This window comes from Kaistella sp. PBT33-4 (assembly GCF_029194425.1).
Taxonomy (GTDB): domain Bacteria; phylum Bacteroidota; class Bacteroidia; order Flavobacteriales; family Weeksellaceae; genus Marnyiella.
Window position 1 is genome coordinate 523,886 of the sequence record NZ_JARFYL010000003.1, and the last position, 15,124, is coordinate 539,009.

Annotated in this window: 12 protein-coding genes; 8 read left to right on the forward strand and 4 right to left on the reverse strand. The window is 44.3% G+C overall.

Annotated elements, in window-relative coordinates; all coding sequences use genetic code 11:
* Position 1: 1 nt before the first annotated feature.
* The 5 genes from P0M11_RS08525 (at position 2) to P0M11_RS08545 (ending at position 4,776) form a co-directional block, all read left to right on the forward strand.
* Positions 2-325: a hypothetical protein gene (locus P0M11_RS08525; RefSeq protein ID WP_275625278.1), complete on the forward strand. Its 324-nt coding sequence runs from the start codon at positions 2-4 to the stop codon at positions 323-325.
* A 130-nt stretch (positions 326-455) separates the two neighbouring features.
* Entirely contained in the window at positions 456-2,600 is a 2,145-nt protein-coding gene (locus P0M11_RS08530) for a S46 family peptidase (protein WP_275625279.1), read from the forward strand.
* 63 nt (positions 2,601-2,663) lie between these two features.
* A complete protein-coding gene (locus tag P0M11_RS08535; RefSeq protein ID WP_275625280.1) occupies positions 2,664-3,179 on the forward strand; it encodes an O-acetyl-ADP-ribose deacetylase in 516 nt (171 codons plus the stop codon).
* Positions 3,180-3,256: 77 nt separating this feature from the next.
* A complete protein-coding gene (locus P0M11_RS08540) occupies positions 3,257-3,745 on the forward strand; it encodes a hypothetical protein (RefSeq protein ID WP_275625281.1) in 489 nt (162 codons plus the stop codon).
* Positions 3,746-3,771: 26 nt separating this feature from the next.
* A complete protein-coding gene (locus P0M11_RS08545; protein WP_275625282.1) occupies positions 3,772-4,776 on the forward strand; it encodes a polysaccharide deacetylase family protein in 1,005 nt (334 codons plus the stop codon).
* Between the two features lie 28 nt (positions 4,777-4,804).
* On the opposite strand, the gene P0M11_RS08550 is transcribed toward P0M11_RS08545, so the two are convergent.
* The 4 genes from P0M11_RS08550 to P0M11_RS08565 form a co-directional block, all read right to left on the reverse strand.
* Positions 4,805-7,672, reverse strand: a complete 2,868-nt coding sequence (locus P0M11_RS08550; protein ID WP_275625349.1) for an insulinase family protein — start codon at positions 7,670-7,672, stop codon at positions 4,805-4,807.
* 126 nt (positions 7,673-7,798) lie between these two features.
* On the reverse strand, positions 7,799-8,035 hold the full coding sequence (locus tag P0M11_RS08555) for a YciI family protein (RefSeq protein WP_345774360.1): 237 nt from the start codon (positions 8,033-8,035) through the stop codon (positions 7,799-7,801).
* A gap of 63 nt (positions 8,036-8,098) precedes the next feature.
* Positions 8,099-10,945: a DNA polymerase I gene (gene polA / locus P0M11_RS08560; protein WP_275625284.1), complete on the reverse strand. Its 2,847-nt coding sequence runs from the start codon at positions 10,943-10,945 to the stop codon at positions 8,099-8,101.
* 136 nt (positions 10,946-11,081) lie between these two features.
* Positions 11,082-11,498, reverse strand: a complete 417-nt coding sequence (locus P0M11_RS08565; RefSeq protein WP_275625285.1) for a hypothetical protein — start codon at positions 11,496-11,498, stop codon at positions 11,082-11,084.
* Positions 11,499-12,169: 671 nt separating this feature from the next.
* On the opposite strand from P0M11_RS08565, the gene P0M11_RS08570 reads away from it, so the two are divergent.
* The 3 genes from P0M11_RS08570 (at position 12,170) to P0M11_RS08580 (ending at position 15,104) form a co-directional block, all read left to right on the forward strand.
* Entirely contained in the window at positions 12,170-13,831 is a 1,662-nt protein-coding gene (locus P0M11_RS08570) for an AarF/UbiB family protein (protein WP_275625286.1), read from the forward strand.
* A 123-nt stretch (positions 13,832-13,954) separates the two neighbouring features.
* The gene (locus P0M11_RS08575; protein WP_275625287.1) at positions 13,955-14,734 is read left to right on the forward strand and encodes a HipA family kinase; all 780 of its coding nucleotides are present in this window, start codon (positions 13,955-13,957) and stop codon (positions 14,732-14,734) included.
* Entirely contained in the window at positions 14,721-15,104 is a 384-nt protein-coding gene (locus P0M11_RS08580) for a DUF3037 domain-containing protein (protein ID WP_275625288.1), read from the forward strand. Before P0M11_RS08575 ends, P0M11_RS08580 begins: the two co-directional genes overlap by 14 nt.
* Positions 15,105-15,124: the final 20 nt, after the last annotated feature.

Here is a 15,124-nt window from a genome sequence, read left to right on the forward strand (position 1 = left end):
AATGTCTGACGCAGAACTCTATTTTAATGAACTGACCACACAGATTCCTGAAGCCAAACCAGGAAAAATGTTTGGTGCCCTTTGTGTAAAAATGCCAAACGGAAAAGCCGGTGCCATGTTTTGGCGGGATTTCTTGGTTGTCAAACTATCAGGCGAAACCCTGAGTAGAGCCGAGAAGCTTTCGGGAGTCAGTGTTTTCACTCCGGCAGAAGGCAGACCTATGGGTGGATGGTATACCATACCTTTCCGGCATAAGAGCGAATGGAAAGATCTCATGGAGATTTCGTGCAGTGCCGCTGCCCGGCTGGAAAAAAAAAGCCACTAAGTAGTTTTTTAGGGGTGCAGGTCTTCCCGAGGACGGTTTTCCCAAGTCCCTAAAATTCTGTATTTTTAGGGCAATTTTGTTTAAACCTGAGACTTATAGGTCTCTTAACCGGAAAAATAATTCAGGATATATGATTAATACAAGAAAAGTGCTGATAACAGCACTCTTACTTCCTGCAGCCCTGGCCTTCGGGCAGCAGTACGGCGGAATGTGGATTCCCACCGAGCTTAATGAAAAGGAGATGAAGCAACTGGGAATGAAGATTTCCGCAAAACAGATCTTTGACACTTCCAAACCAAGTATTAAAGATGCGGTAGTTCAGTTCAATGGTGGGTGTACTGCGGAAATTATTTCGCCTCAGGGGCTTCTGCTCACCAATCATCACTGTGGTTACGGACAGATCCAAAGTCACAGTTCAGTTCAGAACGATTATCTTACAGATGGCTTTTGGGCCAAAAACATGACCGGCGAACTGCCAAATCCGGGAGTGACAGTTGATTTTATTGCTGACATAAAGGAAGTTACCGGAACAGTGCTGGCCGGCACTCAAAATTTGGAAGGAAAAGCAGCTGAAGAGCTGATTAATAAAAACATTGAAAAAGCCAAAGCCGCTTTCAAACTTGAGCCCTGGCAAAAGGTGGTTGTAAAACCTATGTATTATGGCAATAAATATTACGCATATGTAATTGAGACGTACAAAGATGTCCGTTTGGTAGGTGCACCGCCGTCCAGCATAGGTAAATTCGGTTCGGATACGGACAACTGGGTATGGCCACGTCATACAGGTGATTTTGCGATGTTCAGGATTTATGCTGATAAGAACAACAAGCCTGCGGAATATTCCAAAGATAATGTTCCCTACAAACCGAAATATTTCCTTCCGGTCTCTATAAAGGACAAGCAGGAAAATGATTTTACCTTTGTTTTTGGTTTCCCTGGCAGAACAACAGAATATCTTCCGGCTATTGCAGTGGAAAAAGTAATGACCGAGATTGACCCGGCCATGATTTCAGTTCGTGAGGTAGCACTGAAAACACTTGACGCTAAAATGCGTACAGATGCCGCCACCCGTATTAAATATGCTTCCAAGTACGCTTCCATTGCCAACTACTGGAAAAAATGGATAGGCGAAGTGGAAGGCCTTAAAAAATCGGATGCCGTGGGTAAAAAGCAGCGCTATGAGCAGTCACTGATTGCCAAAAACGCTACGATCAAGCCTACCATCGACGGCCTGAACCGACTTTATACCGAACAGGCTCCTTACGCCCTGAACCGCGCGTACTATACCGAAGTGGTGCGGAACGCAGAGACACTTACCCTGGCTAATCAGTATTTAAGTTTTATGCAGAATTATGAAGCGGGGAAAATAGACAGCAAGACCATGACGGCCTTCACTGACCGTTTGGCAGGTTTTTACAAAAACTACAGTGGTGAGCTTGATGCTGTCGTAACTGCTGAACTGCTTGCACTTTATGCCAATAAGACACCACAGCAATTCCTTCCTGCAAATTTCAGCCAGTACAAGGACGATAAGAAGAATATCCCGGTAATCGAGGAATGGTCCAAAAACTCCATTATTACAGGTAGAAAAGCATTTAACGGTGCTACTGTGGATACTGACATCAATAAGGTTTTTGCGAATCCAACGGAACTGATAAAGACGCTGAAAAATGATCCGATACTGAAACTGGCTGCTGCAATGAGAGAAGCCTATCTTTCTTCTACAGATGCCAAAGTTTCTTCACTTCAGGCTGAAATCGATGTGCTTCAGAAAAAATACATGGCCCAGCAAATGGAAACCGATAAGGACCGTCAGTTCTTCCCTGATGCCAACTCTACCCTGCGTGTAACCTACGGTCAGGTGAAGGGCTCCAATCCAAGGGATGCTGTAACTTATGGCTATCAGACCCACGTGGCGGGAATTATGGAGAAATATATCCCTGGAGATTATGAATTTGATGTGCCGAAAAAACTCATCGACCTGTATAATTCCAAAGATTACGGTATTTACAAGGATAAGACTGGCGATGTTCCTGTCAACTTCACGGCTACCAACCATACCACCGGTGGTAATTCCGGAAGTCCGGCCCTTGATGCAAATGGTAACTTGATCGGTCTGAACTTCGACAGACAATGGGAAGGAACCATGAGTGACATTAACTTCGATCCCCGTTTCAGCCGGAACATTATGGTTGATACCAAATATATTCTTTTCATCATTGATAAGTATGCCGATGCAAAATGGCTTATCGATGAAATGAAAATCGTCAAATAAGATTTTCATAACTCATATCACAGATCCCGTGGCTTTTGTCGCGGGATTTTTTTAGCTTTGAATATGATTGAATTGATTAAGGGAGATATCACTAAAATTACCTGCGATGCCGTTGTTAATGCCGCCAACAGTTCACTTCTGGGTGGCGGCGGTGTAGATGGCGCTATACACCATGCCGGCGGTCCTGAAATTCTGGCAGATTGCCGGAAAATTATTGCACGTCAGGGTGGCTGCAAGACCGGGGAAGCTGTAATTACGACCGCCGGCAATCTTCCGGCAAAGTACGTCATCCACACTGTAGGGCCAGTCTGGAAAGGCGGAAATAATGGTGAGGACGCGCAGCTGGCTAACTGCTATGCGAGTTCCCTGAACTTAGCTTTAAAAAATGGCTGTAAGTCGGTTGCCTTTCCAAACATCAGCACAGGAGTCTACGGATTTCCAAAGGAACGTGCCGCCCGCATTGCGGTAACTGCGGCTCAGGATTTCGTCCACGATCGGAGTATCGGTAAGATAATTTTTGTTTGTTTTGATGATGAAAATTATAAATTGTACCAAAATATACTCACCTCGCCGACCTAGTTATATACTACTGAAAAGTTGGCGGTTAGAGTCAATAACTTGTGAAACCACCTCCTTTTTGACTATTTTTAGGCAAAATGAATCCTGTTTATATAAAAGCTTCGCTGAAGGTGCTGCTGAAAAATTATCTGAAAGCCTTTCTGCTTTTTACGCCGCTCCTGCTCGTTTTCCTTTTCACCGAGTCGGCGCGCCACCTCATCACCTTCCTGGCAATTGCGTATTACGTGCCTCTCACCGTCCTGCTTATTATCGAGATGATCCGTACCCAAAATAAGGTTTTAGTCAAGCTTACCGCCGAAGGGATCACGGTTTACGGAAAGGATTTTTACGAATGGGATCAGATTGACGAGTTACGGATCGTTTACAGAACTGTCAAGACCCGTACACAAAGGCGCGGAACGCTTATTACAAGGAAGAACCTCCTGCGCATCAACGAAGAAAACTATAATTTTAATCACAGGTATCTGGAATTCACACCTGAAGAACTGTTGGAAGTCATCAGCATATACCGCGAACGTTTGGGAACACTTCAGATTGAACACCAAAGCTTAGGTACGAAGGTTTAACAGCTTATCTTTACTTATATTTGAATATGCCTTTTAAAGACCTAGTCATCAATCTCGTGTCTAAATTTTCGGGTCCACTGAACGCCCAAAACTACCCGCTGGATTACTGTATTCCTCTTTATCACACGGTTTCGGATCAACCTTTGCCTCATCTGAAGCATTTGTATCGGGTAAAGTCTGAAAAGGAGTTTGAAAAAGATCTTGATTACCTGCTGAAACATTTCATCTTTGCAGAAGACTGGCAGAGCTTCACAAATTTTAAGAAATCCGGAGTTCCGGTGGGTAAGAAAGTGGCTCTGCTAACCTTTGATGATGGTCTTTCCGAATTTCTGCATGTCGCAGCTCCAATTCTGGAACGAAAAGGAATTTATGCGGTAAATTTTGTGAATCCTGCGTTTGTGGATCAGCAGGATATGCTTTTTCGGTGTAAGGCCAGTCTGCTGGTTGAAAAAATCCAAACTGAACAAGCCGATCTGAAACTGCTGCAAAGTATAAGCGGTTTACAAAATGCCGGCGTACAGGAAATAAGCCATTATATTTTAAAGACCGCATATAAACGGCGGGCATTGCTGGATCTGATTGCCGAATCCATTGGCCTTAATTTTACTGAATATATCCGGGTCAATAAACCCTATCTGGACCTCACCCAGCTGCAGGAACTCAAAAGTAAAGGCTTTGGCATTGGAGCGCACAGTTGGGATCATCCTTATTATTCAGAACTGACTGTTGATGAGCAGTTGGAAACCACATTCCGAAGTTTGGATTTCATGAAAACGAACGGTTTCCTGCAGGATGCATTCGCATTTCCCTTCACGGATTATGGCGTAAGCAAATCTTTCTTCGAGCAGATGTACCAAAGGTATCCCCATGTCTACAGTTTCGGCACGGCCGGAATCAAAACCGATTCCTTCATCCAAAATCTTCAAAGAATTCCTATGGAACATGATGCGGCGGCCACTATCCTGCGCAGGGAAACAGCTTACTTCCGCCTGAAGTCACCGCTAAAGAAAAACCTCATTATCCGTAAATAATGAGGTTTTTGAATGAAATAATCTTCTCTTAGTAGCCAAAAACTTCGTCCAGCGTAAGCTCACTGACAGTGCCCATATGTCCCAGGACTTCCTGATCAAGGTTCTCACGTTTCCCCATTACAGCGACATTATATTTTACAGGCTGAATTTTTTCCTTATAGAATTTTTCCAGTCCGTCCAGGGTAAGTTCTGCCACCTCCGCATACATATCTTTCCGTAAATCATAGTCAATGCCCAGCTTCTGCAATCTGAGATGATTGAAGAAAATATTGGTCCTTGTTACACGGCCGGAGGCCAGTTGCTTCAGAGTAGCCTGCCGGGCACTTTCAAACTGTGCCTCATATTTCGGAAGATTCACCATTAACTCTTCCATAGCCTGCACTGCAGTTTCCAGCTTGTCCGGTTGCGTACCAATATAAGTGGTAATGTAGTCCGCGTCCTGTAATTCGGGTGACGACTGATAAACAGCGTAAGCCGAATAGGCCAAACTTCTGCTTTCACGCAGTTCCTGAAAGATAATGGAGGAAAGACCGCTGCCGAAATACTCATTAAAAACATTAATGCGTCCAAAAGTGGAAGTATCTACCTTTCCCGCGCGTCCCAGCAAACTGAGCTCCGTCTGCACCATGTCATAATCTACAAAGTATACTTTGCCTCCCGTTTCCGGCTGGGGGTATATTTTTCTTTGCGGAACTGTGGCTGTGATCTTTCTGAGAAATGGTATGCAGGCCGCTTTAAGATCCTGCATGCTGTTCCCGTACAGGAAGATCTCGTGAGGGAAGGAAAAAAGTTCCTTTAACTTGTCCGTAAGTTCTTTGCAGGTAATTTCGCGCAGTCTTTGCTCAGAAACTACGTCACGGGAACGCGATTCCGTGCCGAACTTAGCATAATTCTGAAGTGCACGCATAATCCTGCCCTTATCGCGTTTTGCGGCATTGCGGCTCTCCAGTATGGTTTCTATATATTCATCGTAAACAGCCCCGTCGGGTAAGGCATCCTGAATCCAGTGATGCAGAAGTTCCACACCTTTAACCATATTTTCTTCAAGACCGGTTAAACTTATAGTTAACTGATCCGGTGCGGTCTTAAATTCATGCGATATCCCGATTTTATAAAATTCCTGCTTCAGTTCATCCGGCGATATAGCCGCAGTACCAAGGTACTGCAGCACCTGTGTGGCCAGGGCAAGTTCGCGGTCATGATCACTGCCGAAGGGAAAAATATAGTGTACCTGCGCCAGATTATTGAAACGGTTTGCCACAAAATTGAATTTTACACCGTCATGCACCATCACTTCAATCTCATTTTTATAGTCGATGAATTCGGGCTGGATGTCTCCTGTTTTTTCTGCCAGCAAAGATTTTAAAAAATCTGATTCGGCATCGCGGTTGATGGTCACGGGCGTAATTCCGGGATTTTCTACACGTAAAAGATCTTCGTTTACCCCTTTTTCTTTGTAAACAATGACGTAATTATCGAGGAAAAACCTATTGGCAAACTGAACAATTTCTTCCTTGCTGATGGATTCATACCTGTCCATTTCCGCAAGTTCTTCCTGCCACGTTTGTTTTCGGATATAAGTTTGGTAGAGGTTTGTAGCCAGACCGTCAGCAGTTTCAAGACCTTTCACACGCTGTACCTTGAAGTCGTTGATGATTGCAGGCAGCAACCATTCCGGAAAATCCCCCTGCTTTATTTTTTCAAGTTCTGCCAGGACAAGTTCTTTAGCCTCATCCAAAGTCTGCTCCTCCTTAGGCACTACAACTATTGAAAAATTGCCATATTCATTATATGCGGTGGCATATGCTGTAGCATAAAGTGCTTTTTGTGCGTTATTGATGTGAAGGTCCAAAAGCCCGGCTTCGCCACTATTGCTTAGGATGTGCGCGGTCAGATCTGCCAGCAAGGCTTCATCTGTTCCATAGCTGTCGGTTCTCCAGGCCAGCTGCAATCTCGGCACCGTAGGACTTTTTACCATGCGGCTCACAATGCCCGTCATAGGCTCTTCCACCACAGGAGTTTTAGCAGGCAGTTCGCGGTAACTGAATTCACCGAAATATTCATCAACCAGGCGGATGGTCTCGTTAAATTCAAGATCGCCCACCAAGACCATGGCATAATTGTTCGGCACATAAAACTCGTCAAAATAACGGTGTATGGCCTTCATGGAAGGATTCTTCAGGTGTTCTGCCTTTCCAAGCGTTGTTTGCTGCCCGTTCTGGTGGGTCGGGAACAGCAGTTCCATAAGCGCATTATTGACCAGCCTCCCATCGTGATCCTGCGCACGGTTGAACTCTTCATACACTGATTCCAGTTCGGTATGGAACAGACGCAGGACAAGTTGGCTGAACCTCTCTTTTTCAATCTTTAGCCATCGTTCAAGTTCATTTTTCGGAATATTGTTCTTATAAACGGTCTCATTCAGCCAGGTGTGGGCATTCGTTCCGGATGCGCCCAGTGCTGAAATACACTTGTCATATTCGTTGGCCAAAGCAAACTTGCTTGCCCGCTGGGAAACCTCATCAATTTTCCTGTAAATGTCTTTTTTCCGTTCTGGGTCTGTTTCAGCTTTATGCTGCTCGTAAAGTTCAGCGATCTCCTCCAGCAACGCGCTTTCACTCTCCCAATCCAATGTACCTATCTTTGAGGTTCCTTTGAACATCATATGCTCCAGATAGTGAGCCAGTCCTGTATTGTCAGCAGGATCATTATTGCTGCCTGTTCGAACCGGAATATAGGTTTGTATACGCGGGGCGTCCAAGTTTTGAGCCAGGTAAACCTGTAAACCGTTCTTAAGCGTGTAAATCCTTACATCGTTTTCATCATTTTCAACAGTGATGTATCTGTAACCGTTCGCATCTGTGTGCGAAACGGCGGTATATTTTGTTTTCAAGATCAATATTTATATTAATATTGGATAATCGGCTCCTAATCCGTTAGCCATCAGTACTGCGCAGGAATCTGACACAAAAAGCATTCCGCGGCGGAATGCTTTATTTTAGAAATTTCACTTCAAGCTAAGCTATCCCAACAGCGAGTCATTCCATTCCCTGATGGTGATTTCGGAAACAATTCCTTCCAGCACGAACGGGTCTATTCTACTGAATTCCTCAGCCGAAGCTATGTCAGTAAATATTCCCATTGAGCCTTCTCCCGGGTTACCGTAGGGGCCTATGCCCAAAACTTTTCCGGAATTTTTAAAATCGTCTACCACGGCAGCATGCCTTGGATAAACTTCCATAATCCTCTCCATGGTGATATCCGGTTTGGTTCCGCAAAAAAAGTACCGCTTTCATTTCCAATTATTTATTTAAAATTAATGTTAATGTGCCTCCAGCCAGTTTGCGCCGGCTCCCACTTCCACAAGCAGTGGAACTTTGGTTTCCAGCGCCGATTCCATTTCGGTCCGTATGAGTTCAGTTACTGCCTCTACCTCCTCAACAGGTGCTTCAAAAAGGAGTTCATCATGAACCTGCAGAAGCATTTTGGTTTCCATATTCCGTTCCGTTAACTTCTTATCTATTTTAATCATGGCCAGTTTTATAACGTCCGCGGCGCTTCCCTGTATCGGTGCGTTCACGGCATTTCTTTCCGCATGAGCCTTCACCACAAAGTTGGCAGAATTAATATCTTTCAAATGCCTTTTGCGCTTCAGTACTGTTTCCACATAACCCTGCTCCTGCGCTTTCTTTACCTGTTCCGACATATATTTTTTGAGTTGCGGATAGGTTTCAAAATAAGCTTCGATCATGTGTTTAGCTTCAGTTCTGGAAAGACCGGTCTGCTCGGCCAGGGCAAAAGCACCCTGTCCATAGATAATCCCAAAGTTGACTGTTTTGGCCTGGCTGCGCTGGGTTTTGCTGACTTCCTCCAGAGGAATATTGAAGAGTTTGGACGCTGTAGATGCGTGAATATCCTCACCGTTCCGGAATGCCTGGATCATATTATCCTCATTGGAAATCTCCGCAATAAGTCTAAGTTCAATCTGGGAGTAATCTGCCGAAATAATTTTCTTTCCCTCACCGGCTACAAATGCACCCCTGATTTGCTGCCCGCGCTCAGTTCGTATTGGAATATTCTGCAGGTTGGGATTCACACTTGCCAGACGGCCGGTTGCGGCCGTGGTTTGGGAAAAAGTGGTGTGCACACGGTTGTCATCCTTGTCTATCTGCTGCGGAAGCGCATCCACATACGTGGACTTCAGTTTCTGATAGGTTCGGTACTCCAGGATATGCTTTATGATTTCGTGTTTGGATGAAAGCTTCTGCAGAATATCTTCGGAGGTGGCGTACTGTCCGGTCTTGGTCTTTTTGGCTTTTGGATCAAGTTGCAGTTTGTCGAAAAGAATTTCGCCCAGCTGGCGCGGCGAATTCATGTTGAACTCTTCGCCCGAGAGTTCAAATATCTTCTTCTCCAACGCGCGCAGATCATCCTCCAGGTCTTTACTCTCCTGCTGCAGCCAAGCCAGGTCCAGGGAAACGCCTTCCAGTTCCATCTTTGCCAGAACTTCCATCAACGGCATTTCAACTTTATAGAAAAGATCTTCCAGGTCTTCCTTTTTGAGCTGAGGAGCAAATAGTTCGTACAGCTGCCAGGTAATATCGGCATCTTCGGCCACGAAGGCGGTCTGCTCTTCCACGGACAGATCTCGTAAGGTGCCTTGTTTCCTGCCTTTTTTGCCAATGAGTGTCTCGATAGCGACAGGTTTGTACTGCAGGAAAACTTCCGACAGATAATCAAGACCATGGCGGCCGTCCGGGTTCAGCAGGTAATGCGCGATCATCGTGTCGAACATGGCTCCCTTTACATCTATACCATATTGCTGAAGGATCTTGAAATCTACCTTCAGATTGTGGGCTATTTTTACAATATCCTCCTTTTCGAAAAACGGACGGAATCTTTCCAGCGTCTGCAAAGCCTCATCACGGTTTTCCGAAAGCGGCACGTAATAAGCCAGTCCTTTGCGGTAACAGAAGCTGATGCCCACGATATCTGCCTCCATTTCATTCAGCGAGTTGAGTTCAGTATCGAAACTTACCGCACGCTGCTTCAGCAGGTTGCTTACCAACAGTTCCTGCGCTGCAGCCGTATCCGCAAACTGATAAAGATGGTCATTGCTTTCAATTGTGGTTTTGGTTTCGGTTGCTCTGTCCAGCTCTTCATAATTGGCAAAAAGATCCAGCTGGGTCGGTCCGGCAGTCCGGGATTCATCAGCATTATTTACATTCACCTGCTCAAAGCCGGCAAGTTTGTTAACCTCACTGTTCTCATTTGCTGAAGGTGCGAAAGCCCGGTAAAGGTTTTCGTATAGACGCCGGAACTCCAGTTCATCAAAAACAGATTTAACCTGCTCAAAATCCGGGATTTCAAGATCATACTGTTCCTGATGAAACTCAATTGGCGCATCACAGATAATAGTGGCCAGTTTCTTTGAAAGGATTCCGCGCTCCGCACTTGCTTCCACTTTTTCGCGGAGCTTTCCTTTAATCTGATCCGTATTTGCCAGCAGATTTTCAATATTACCGTATTCCTTCAGGAACTTTTTGGCGGTCTTTTCGCCCACACCGTCAAGTCCGGGGATATTATCTACGGAATCGCCCATCATGGCCAGGAAATCAATGACCTGTTTTGGATCTTCAATCTCATATTTGGCTTTCACCTCCTCCACACCCAGGATTTCAAATTCCGCGCCTTTGATACCCGGTTTGTAGATTTTTATTTTTTCAGTGACTAGCTGCGCAAAATCTTTGTCGGGGGTAACCATATAAGTGGTATAACCTTCTTTTTCAGCCTTGCAGGCAATGGTGCCAATCACATCGTCCGCCTCATAGCCTTCCACACCCAGGATGGGTACATGCATAGCCTGAAGAATACGGTGAATGTATGGGATAGCAATGGTAATCGCTTCCGGGGTTTCACTTCGGTTGGCCTTATAATCAGCAAAATCAACAGTTCTTACACTTGCCACACCCACATCAAAAACCACGGCTAAATGCGAAGGTTTTTCCCGGCGGATCAGTTCGATAAGCGAGTTCGTAAATCCAAATATCGCGGAAGTATCCTTGCCGTCACTCGTCATTCGCGGACTGCGGATCAGAGCGTAATATCCACGGAAAATCATGGCATAGGCATCAATCAGAAAGAGCCTTTTATCGTTGTTGTGTGACATGAAGCAAAGATAGGAAATTGCGGGAAGGTACGTAGGGTGGATATCCGCATGCTGGACGTGTATCTACTTATAAAAAGCTGCGCATTACACCCGATGAAGATAATTAGATAAAATATTTTATGTTGCGTAGGCCGAGTTACATGCTGGAAACACTATTGTTTAATTCTTTTCTGTAGACAATAAAGCCTATTAGCGGAAGTAAGATTGCAGAAAAAAAAGATAGTGAGATATATACTTTGGGCATTAAAAGTCCTTCCTGAAAAACCACATCTTTTTCCTGATAGTAAAAAAGTGTAGGCGTGACGGTATTCTCCCTTATCTCCTCACAGAGCTCATCCGACAGCGTCACCGTATACGACTGTCCATCAAAGAAAATTTGCATAGAACTCGTGTCTCTAATGTGGGCAGCACAATGGATATCCAATTGTTGATAGTTCGTGATTGGAGCAGTCGTTGATTCTATTTCTACGCCTTTGATATACCGTGTACCAGTGTACACAGTTAATGCAATACCTATAGAGAAAACCAGCAAAAGAAAGTACTTAATTTTCATTATTCAATTCTTTTTTCTTCAGCATTCTTATGTAAAACAACATTTTCATTGAGTTATACATTTTGTCTTGTTGGAGGAATTCGGTTTAAAATATAAAAGTATCGCCAACAAATAGATACAGGACCCTATTATAATAATCATCCAATAAGAATCTGTTACAAAGAACCACTCAACAGGAATCTTGAAAGCGATGAAAACTCCAGTCAGCAGATATATGATCGAAAACAGCTTGGTTTTCTTATGAAATTTAGTAATCAAAAGAAAAATTATGGTTATAAATATTTGGGCAAACTTGTAAATAATTACATGGTTTCTCAATTCCGTATTCGATATTTCATCATTATACTGAAAAATCTTAAGTAATAAAGAAATAGTGATCCCGCTTTGCTGGATTAACGCAATTACAACCGTGAAATTAAGCAGTATCTGTATAAGTTTCTTAAATTTTGCAGAGTTATCCGACTCAAAATCATCTTATGCACAACTGGGGAACCTGCACATAAAGCAAATATAGGAAATTGCACGATGTCAGGAGGCCCAACTTGGAATACAGACGTGAATGTACGTGGGTAAAATATAATTCGGACCTACCCTGTCGATTATATTTTTTTTAGTATTCAGAATATAAGGTTAGTGGTACATTTTTTTCTTTACTGAGGAAAAATATCCTTATGGCCCTGGAGCAACTCAGCAACTACACCAAATTTTTCAGTTTCATCCTGAAATATTACGACAGCGACATCGTAAAATCCACAGCAAATACAGCATTGAAGGAAGAGGCCGAAACGGATTTGGAATTCAGCCAAAAACCTGAGGAACTTGTGGAAGACCTCAAGAAAATGGGGCCCACTTATGTAAAATTGGGCCAGTTGCTTTCCACCCGGCCTGATTTGTTGCCCGACCATTACCTGAAGGCACTGGCAAACCTACAGGACGATGTGGAAACCATCTCCTATGAAGAAGTGGAAAAGATATTTGAGGAGGAAATTGGCGTCCGCATAAAAAAGGCTTTTGTTGAATTTGATCCCGTGCCGCTGGCCAGCGCATCTATTGGGCAGGTGCATAAAGCAGTACTGCACTCAGGGCGGATAGTTGCTGTTAAAATACAGCGCCCCGGAGTGCGCAGGAATTTTCTGGAAGACCTGGATACACTGCAGCAAATGGCCGATTTGGCGGTCTCACATTCCAAGGCAGCCCGGAAGTATGCTTTGAACGATATTATAGAGGAACTCCGCTATATCCTGCTTAATGAACTGGACTATAATAAGGAAGCCCAGAATCTGACCATCCTGAGAGAAAACCTTAAGATGTTCGATTACCTCATCATTCCATCTCCTGTGGTCGAATATTCTTCGTCCAAGGTTCTCACGATGGATTTTATTGCAGGCAAGAAAATTACTTCACTCGGAAAACTCATCCGCACGGAAGTGGATTTCAACCCACTCATCGATGATCTTGTAGAAGCATATCTGAAACAGATCATTGTAGACGGTTTCGCGCATGCCGATCCGCATCCCGGTAACATTCACCTAACAACGGACAATAAAGTAGCTCTGATGGATTTGGGCATGGTGGCTAAATTCAGTCCCAAGCTTCAGGAAAAGATCATGATGCTACTGGTAGGAATGAGCAAAAAGGATGGTGATGCCATTAGCGAAGCTTTGCTGGAAATGAGCGAATTTGATAATGTAACAGCCAATGTAGATTCATTCAGAAAGAACATTAACAGGCTGGTAATGGACAGCACAAGTACCAACGCGGAGGACATGGAAACCGGTCGTGTGTTGCTGCAAATGAACCGAATTGCAGCAGATCAGGGTATTAAACTCGCCGTAGAACTCAACATACTTGGTAAGATCCTGCTGAACCTGGACCAGATTATTGCCGTACTTACTCCAAAGTACGATTTGCAGCAGGCCATACGGAGGTTTATGGAGAAAATGGTGAACCAGAAAATGAAACAGGAACTGAAGCCGGAAAACTTCTACGGTTACCTGCTGGACAATAAAAAACTGGCCGAAAACCTGCCCGGACGTCTTAACAAGATTACCGAGCGCATGGCTGCCAATGAATTTGAACTGAAGATCCAGGCACTGGATGAAGACAGGCTGACAGACGGTTTTCAGAAAGTGGCGAACAGAATCACTTCCGGACTGATCATTGCTGCAATGATCATTGGTGCCGCTCTGCTGATGCGTATTCCATCCAGTTATTCTATACTAGGCTATGGCATCCTGCCATTCATTTTCTTTATAATCGCAATCAGTCTGGGCTTATATTTGGTTTATAACATTATGTTTCGGGATGAACATTATAGGAAGAGGAAAGAGTGACCAAAGAGGAAAGAAGAAAGAATAAAGATTAGAGAGTAGAGAGTAGAGAAAACTTGAACCGTTTTTGGTTGCTCTTTTTGGGCAACTTTTTTATTTCGCGCTTTTAGCGTTAATTTGTAATCTATGCGGGATTTATCTTTACGGACGGTTACGGTGATGCGCTACATCCTTCCACTTCGGGAAGGCGGCTCACTGCCGGCCCTGGCAGAAGCCGATGACGATTTTAAATATGTACTCAAGTTCAGGGGCGGAGGACACGGCGTAAAAATGCTGATTTCCGAACTTTTGGGCGGCAAGATCGCTGAAGTTCTGGGTCTGAAGATTCCTGAGTTGGTGTTCGCTAACCTGGATGTGGACTTTGGCCGTACCGAAGCCGATGAAGAAATCCAGGATTTACTGAAGTTTTCTGAAGGTGTTAATCTCGCACTGCACTTTCTTTCTGGCGCCATTGCTTATGACGCTTCTGTAAAAGTGGATCCGCTGCTGGCTTCAAAAATTGTCTGGCTCGACGCATTTATTACCAATATAGATCGTACCCACAAAAACACCAACCTTCTGATGTGGAATAAAGAGCTTTGGGTCATCGATAACGGTGCTTCCTTTTACTTCCACCATTCATGGATGAATTTTGAAAAGCTTGCTTTAAGTCCTTTCGCTTATGTGAAGGACCATGTGCTCCTGTCACAGGCCAGCCTGCTGGACGAAGCTGATGCTTTTGCCAAAACTGTACTGAATACTGAAATGCTGCGCCAAATTGTGGAACTTATTCCTGATGACTGGCTGCACTGGAAAGATACCGACGAAACGCCTGAACAGATCCGGGAAGTATATTTTACTTTCATGAAAACCAGGCTGGAGAACTCTGCTAACTTTGTAAAAGAAGCCCAAAATGCAAGAGGTTAAAATTTACGAATACGCTGTAATCCGTCTGGTACCGAAAGTGGAGCGTGAAGAGTTCTTCAATATCGGTTTGGTGATGTTTTCGAAAAGAGAAAAGTACATCCGTGTGGACTTTCATCTTTGTCCGGAAAAATTTGAGCTGATGAAATGTGAAACGGATAAGGAGGCCATACTGCAAAACCTTGAAAATTTCCGCCACGTAGCTAACGGCGATAAAGCCGGTGGTGAAATCGCAGCCTTCGACATCCCCGAGCGTTTCCGCTGGCTTACAGCAGTGCGGAGCTCGGTTATCCAAACGTCGCGCCCGCACCCCGGGAAAACAAGCGATTTGGATAAGACGTTTGAGAGGTTGTTTAATGAACTGGTGAAGTAAGGAAATTGAAAAAAGCAAAC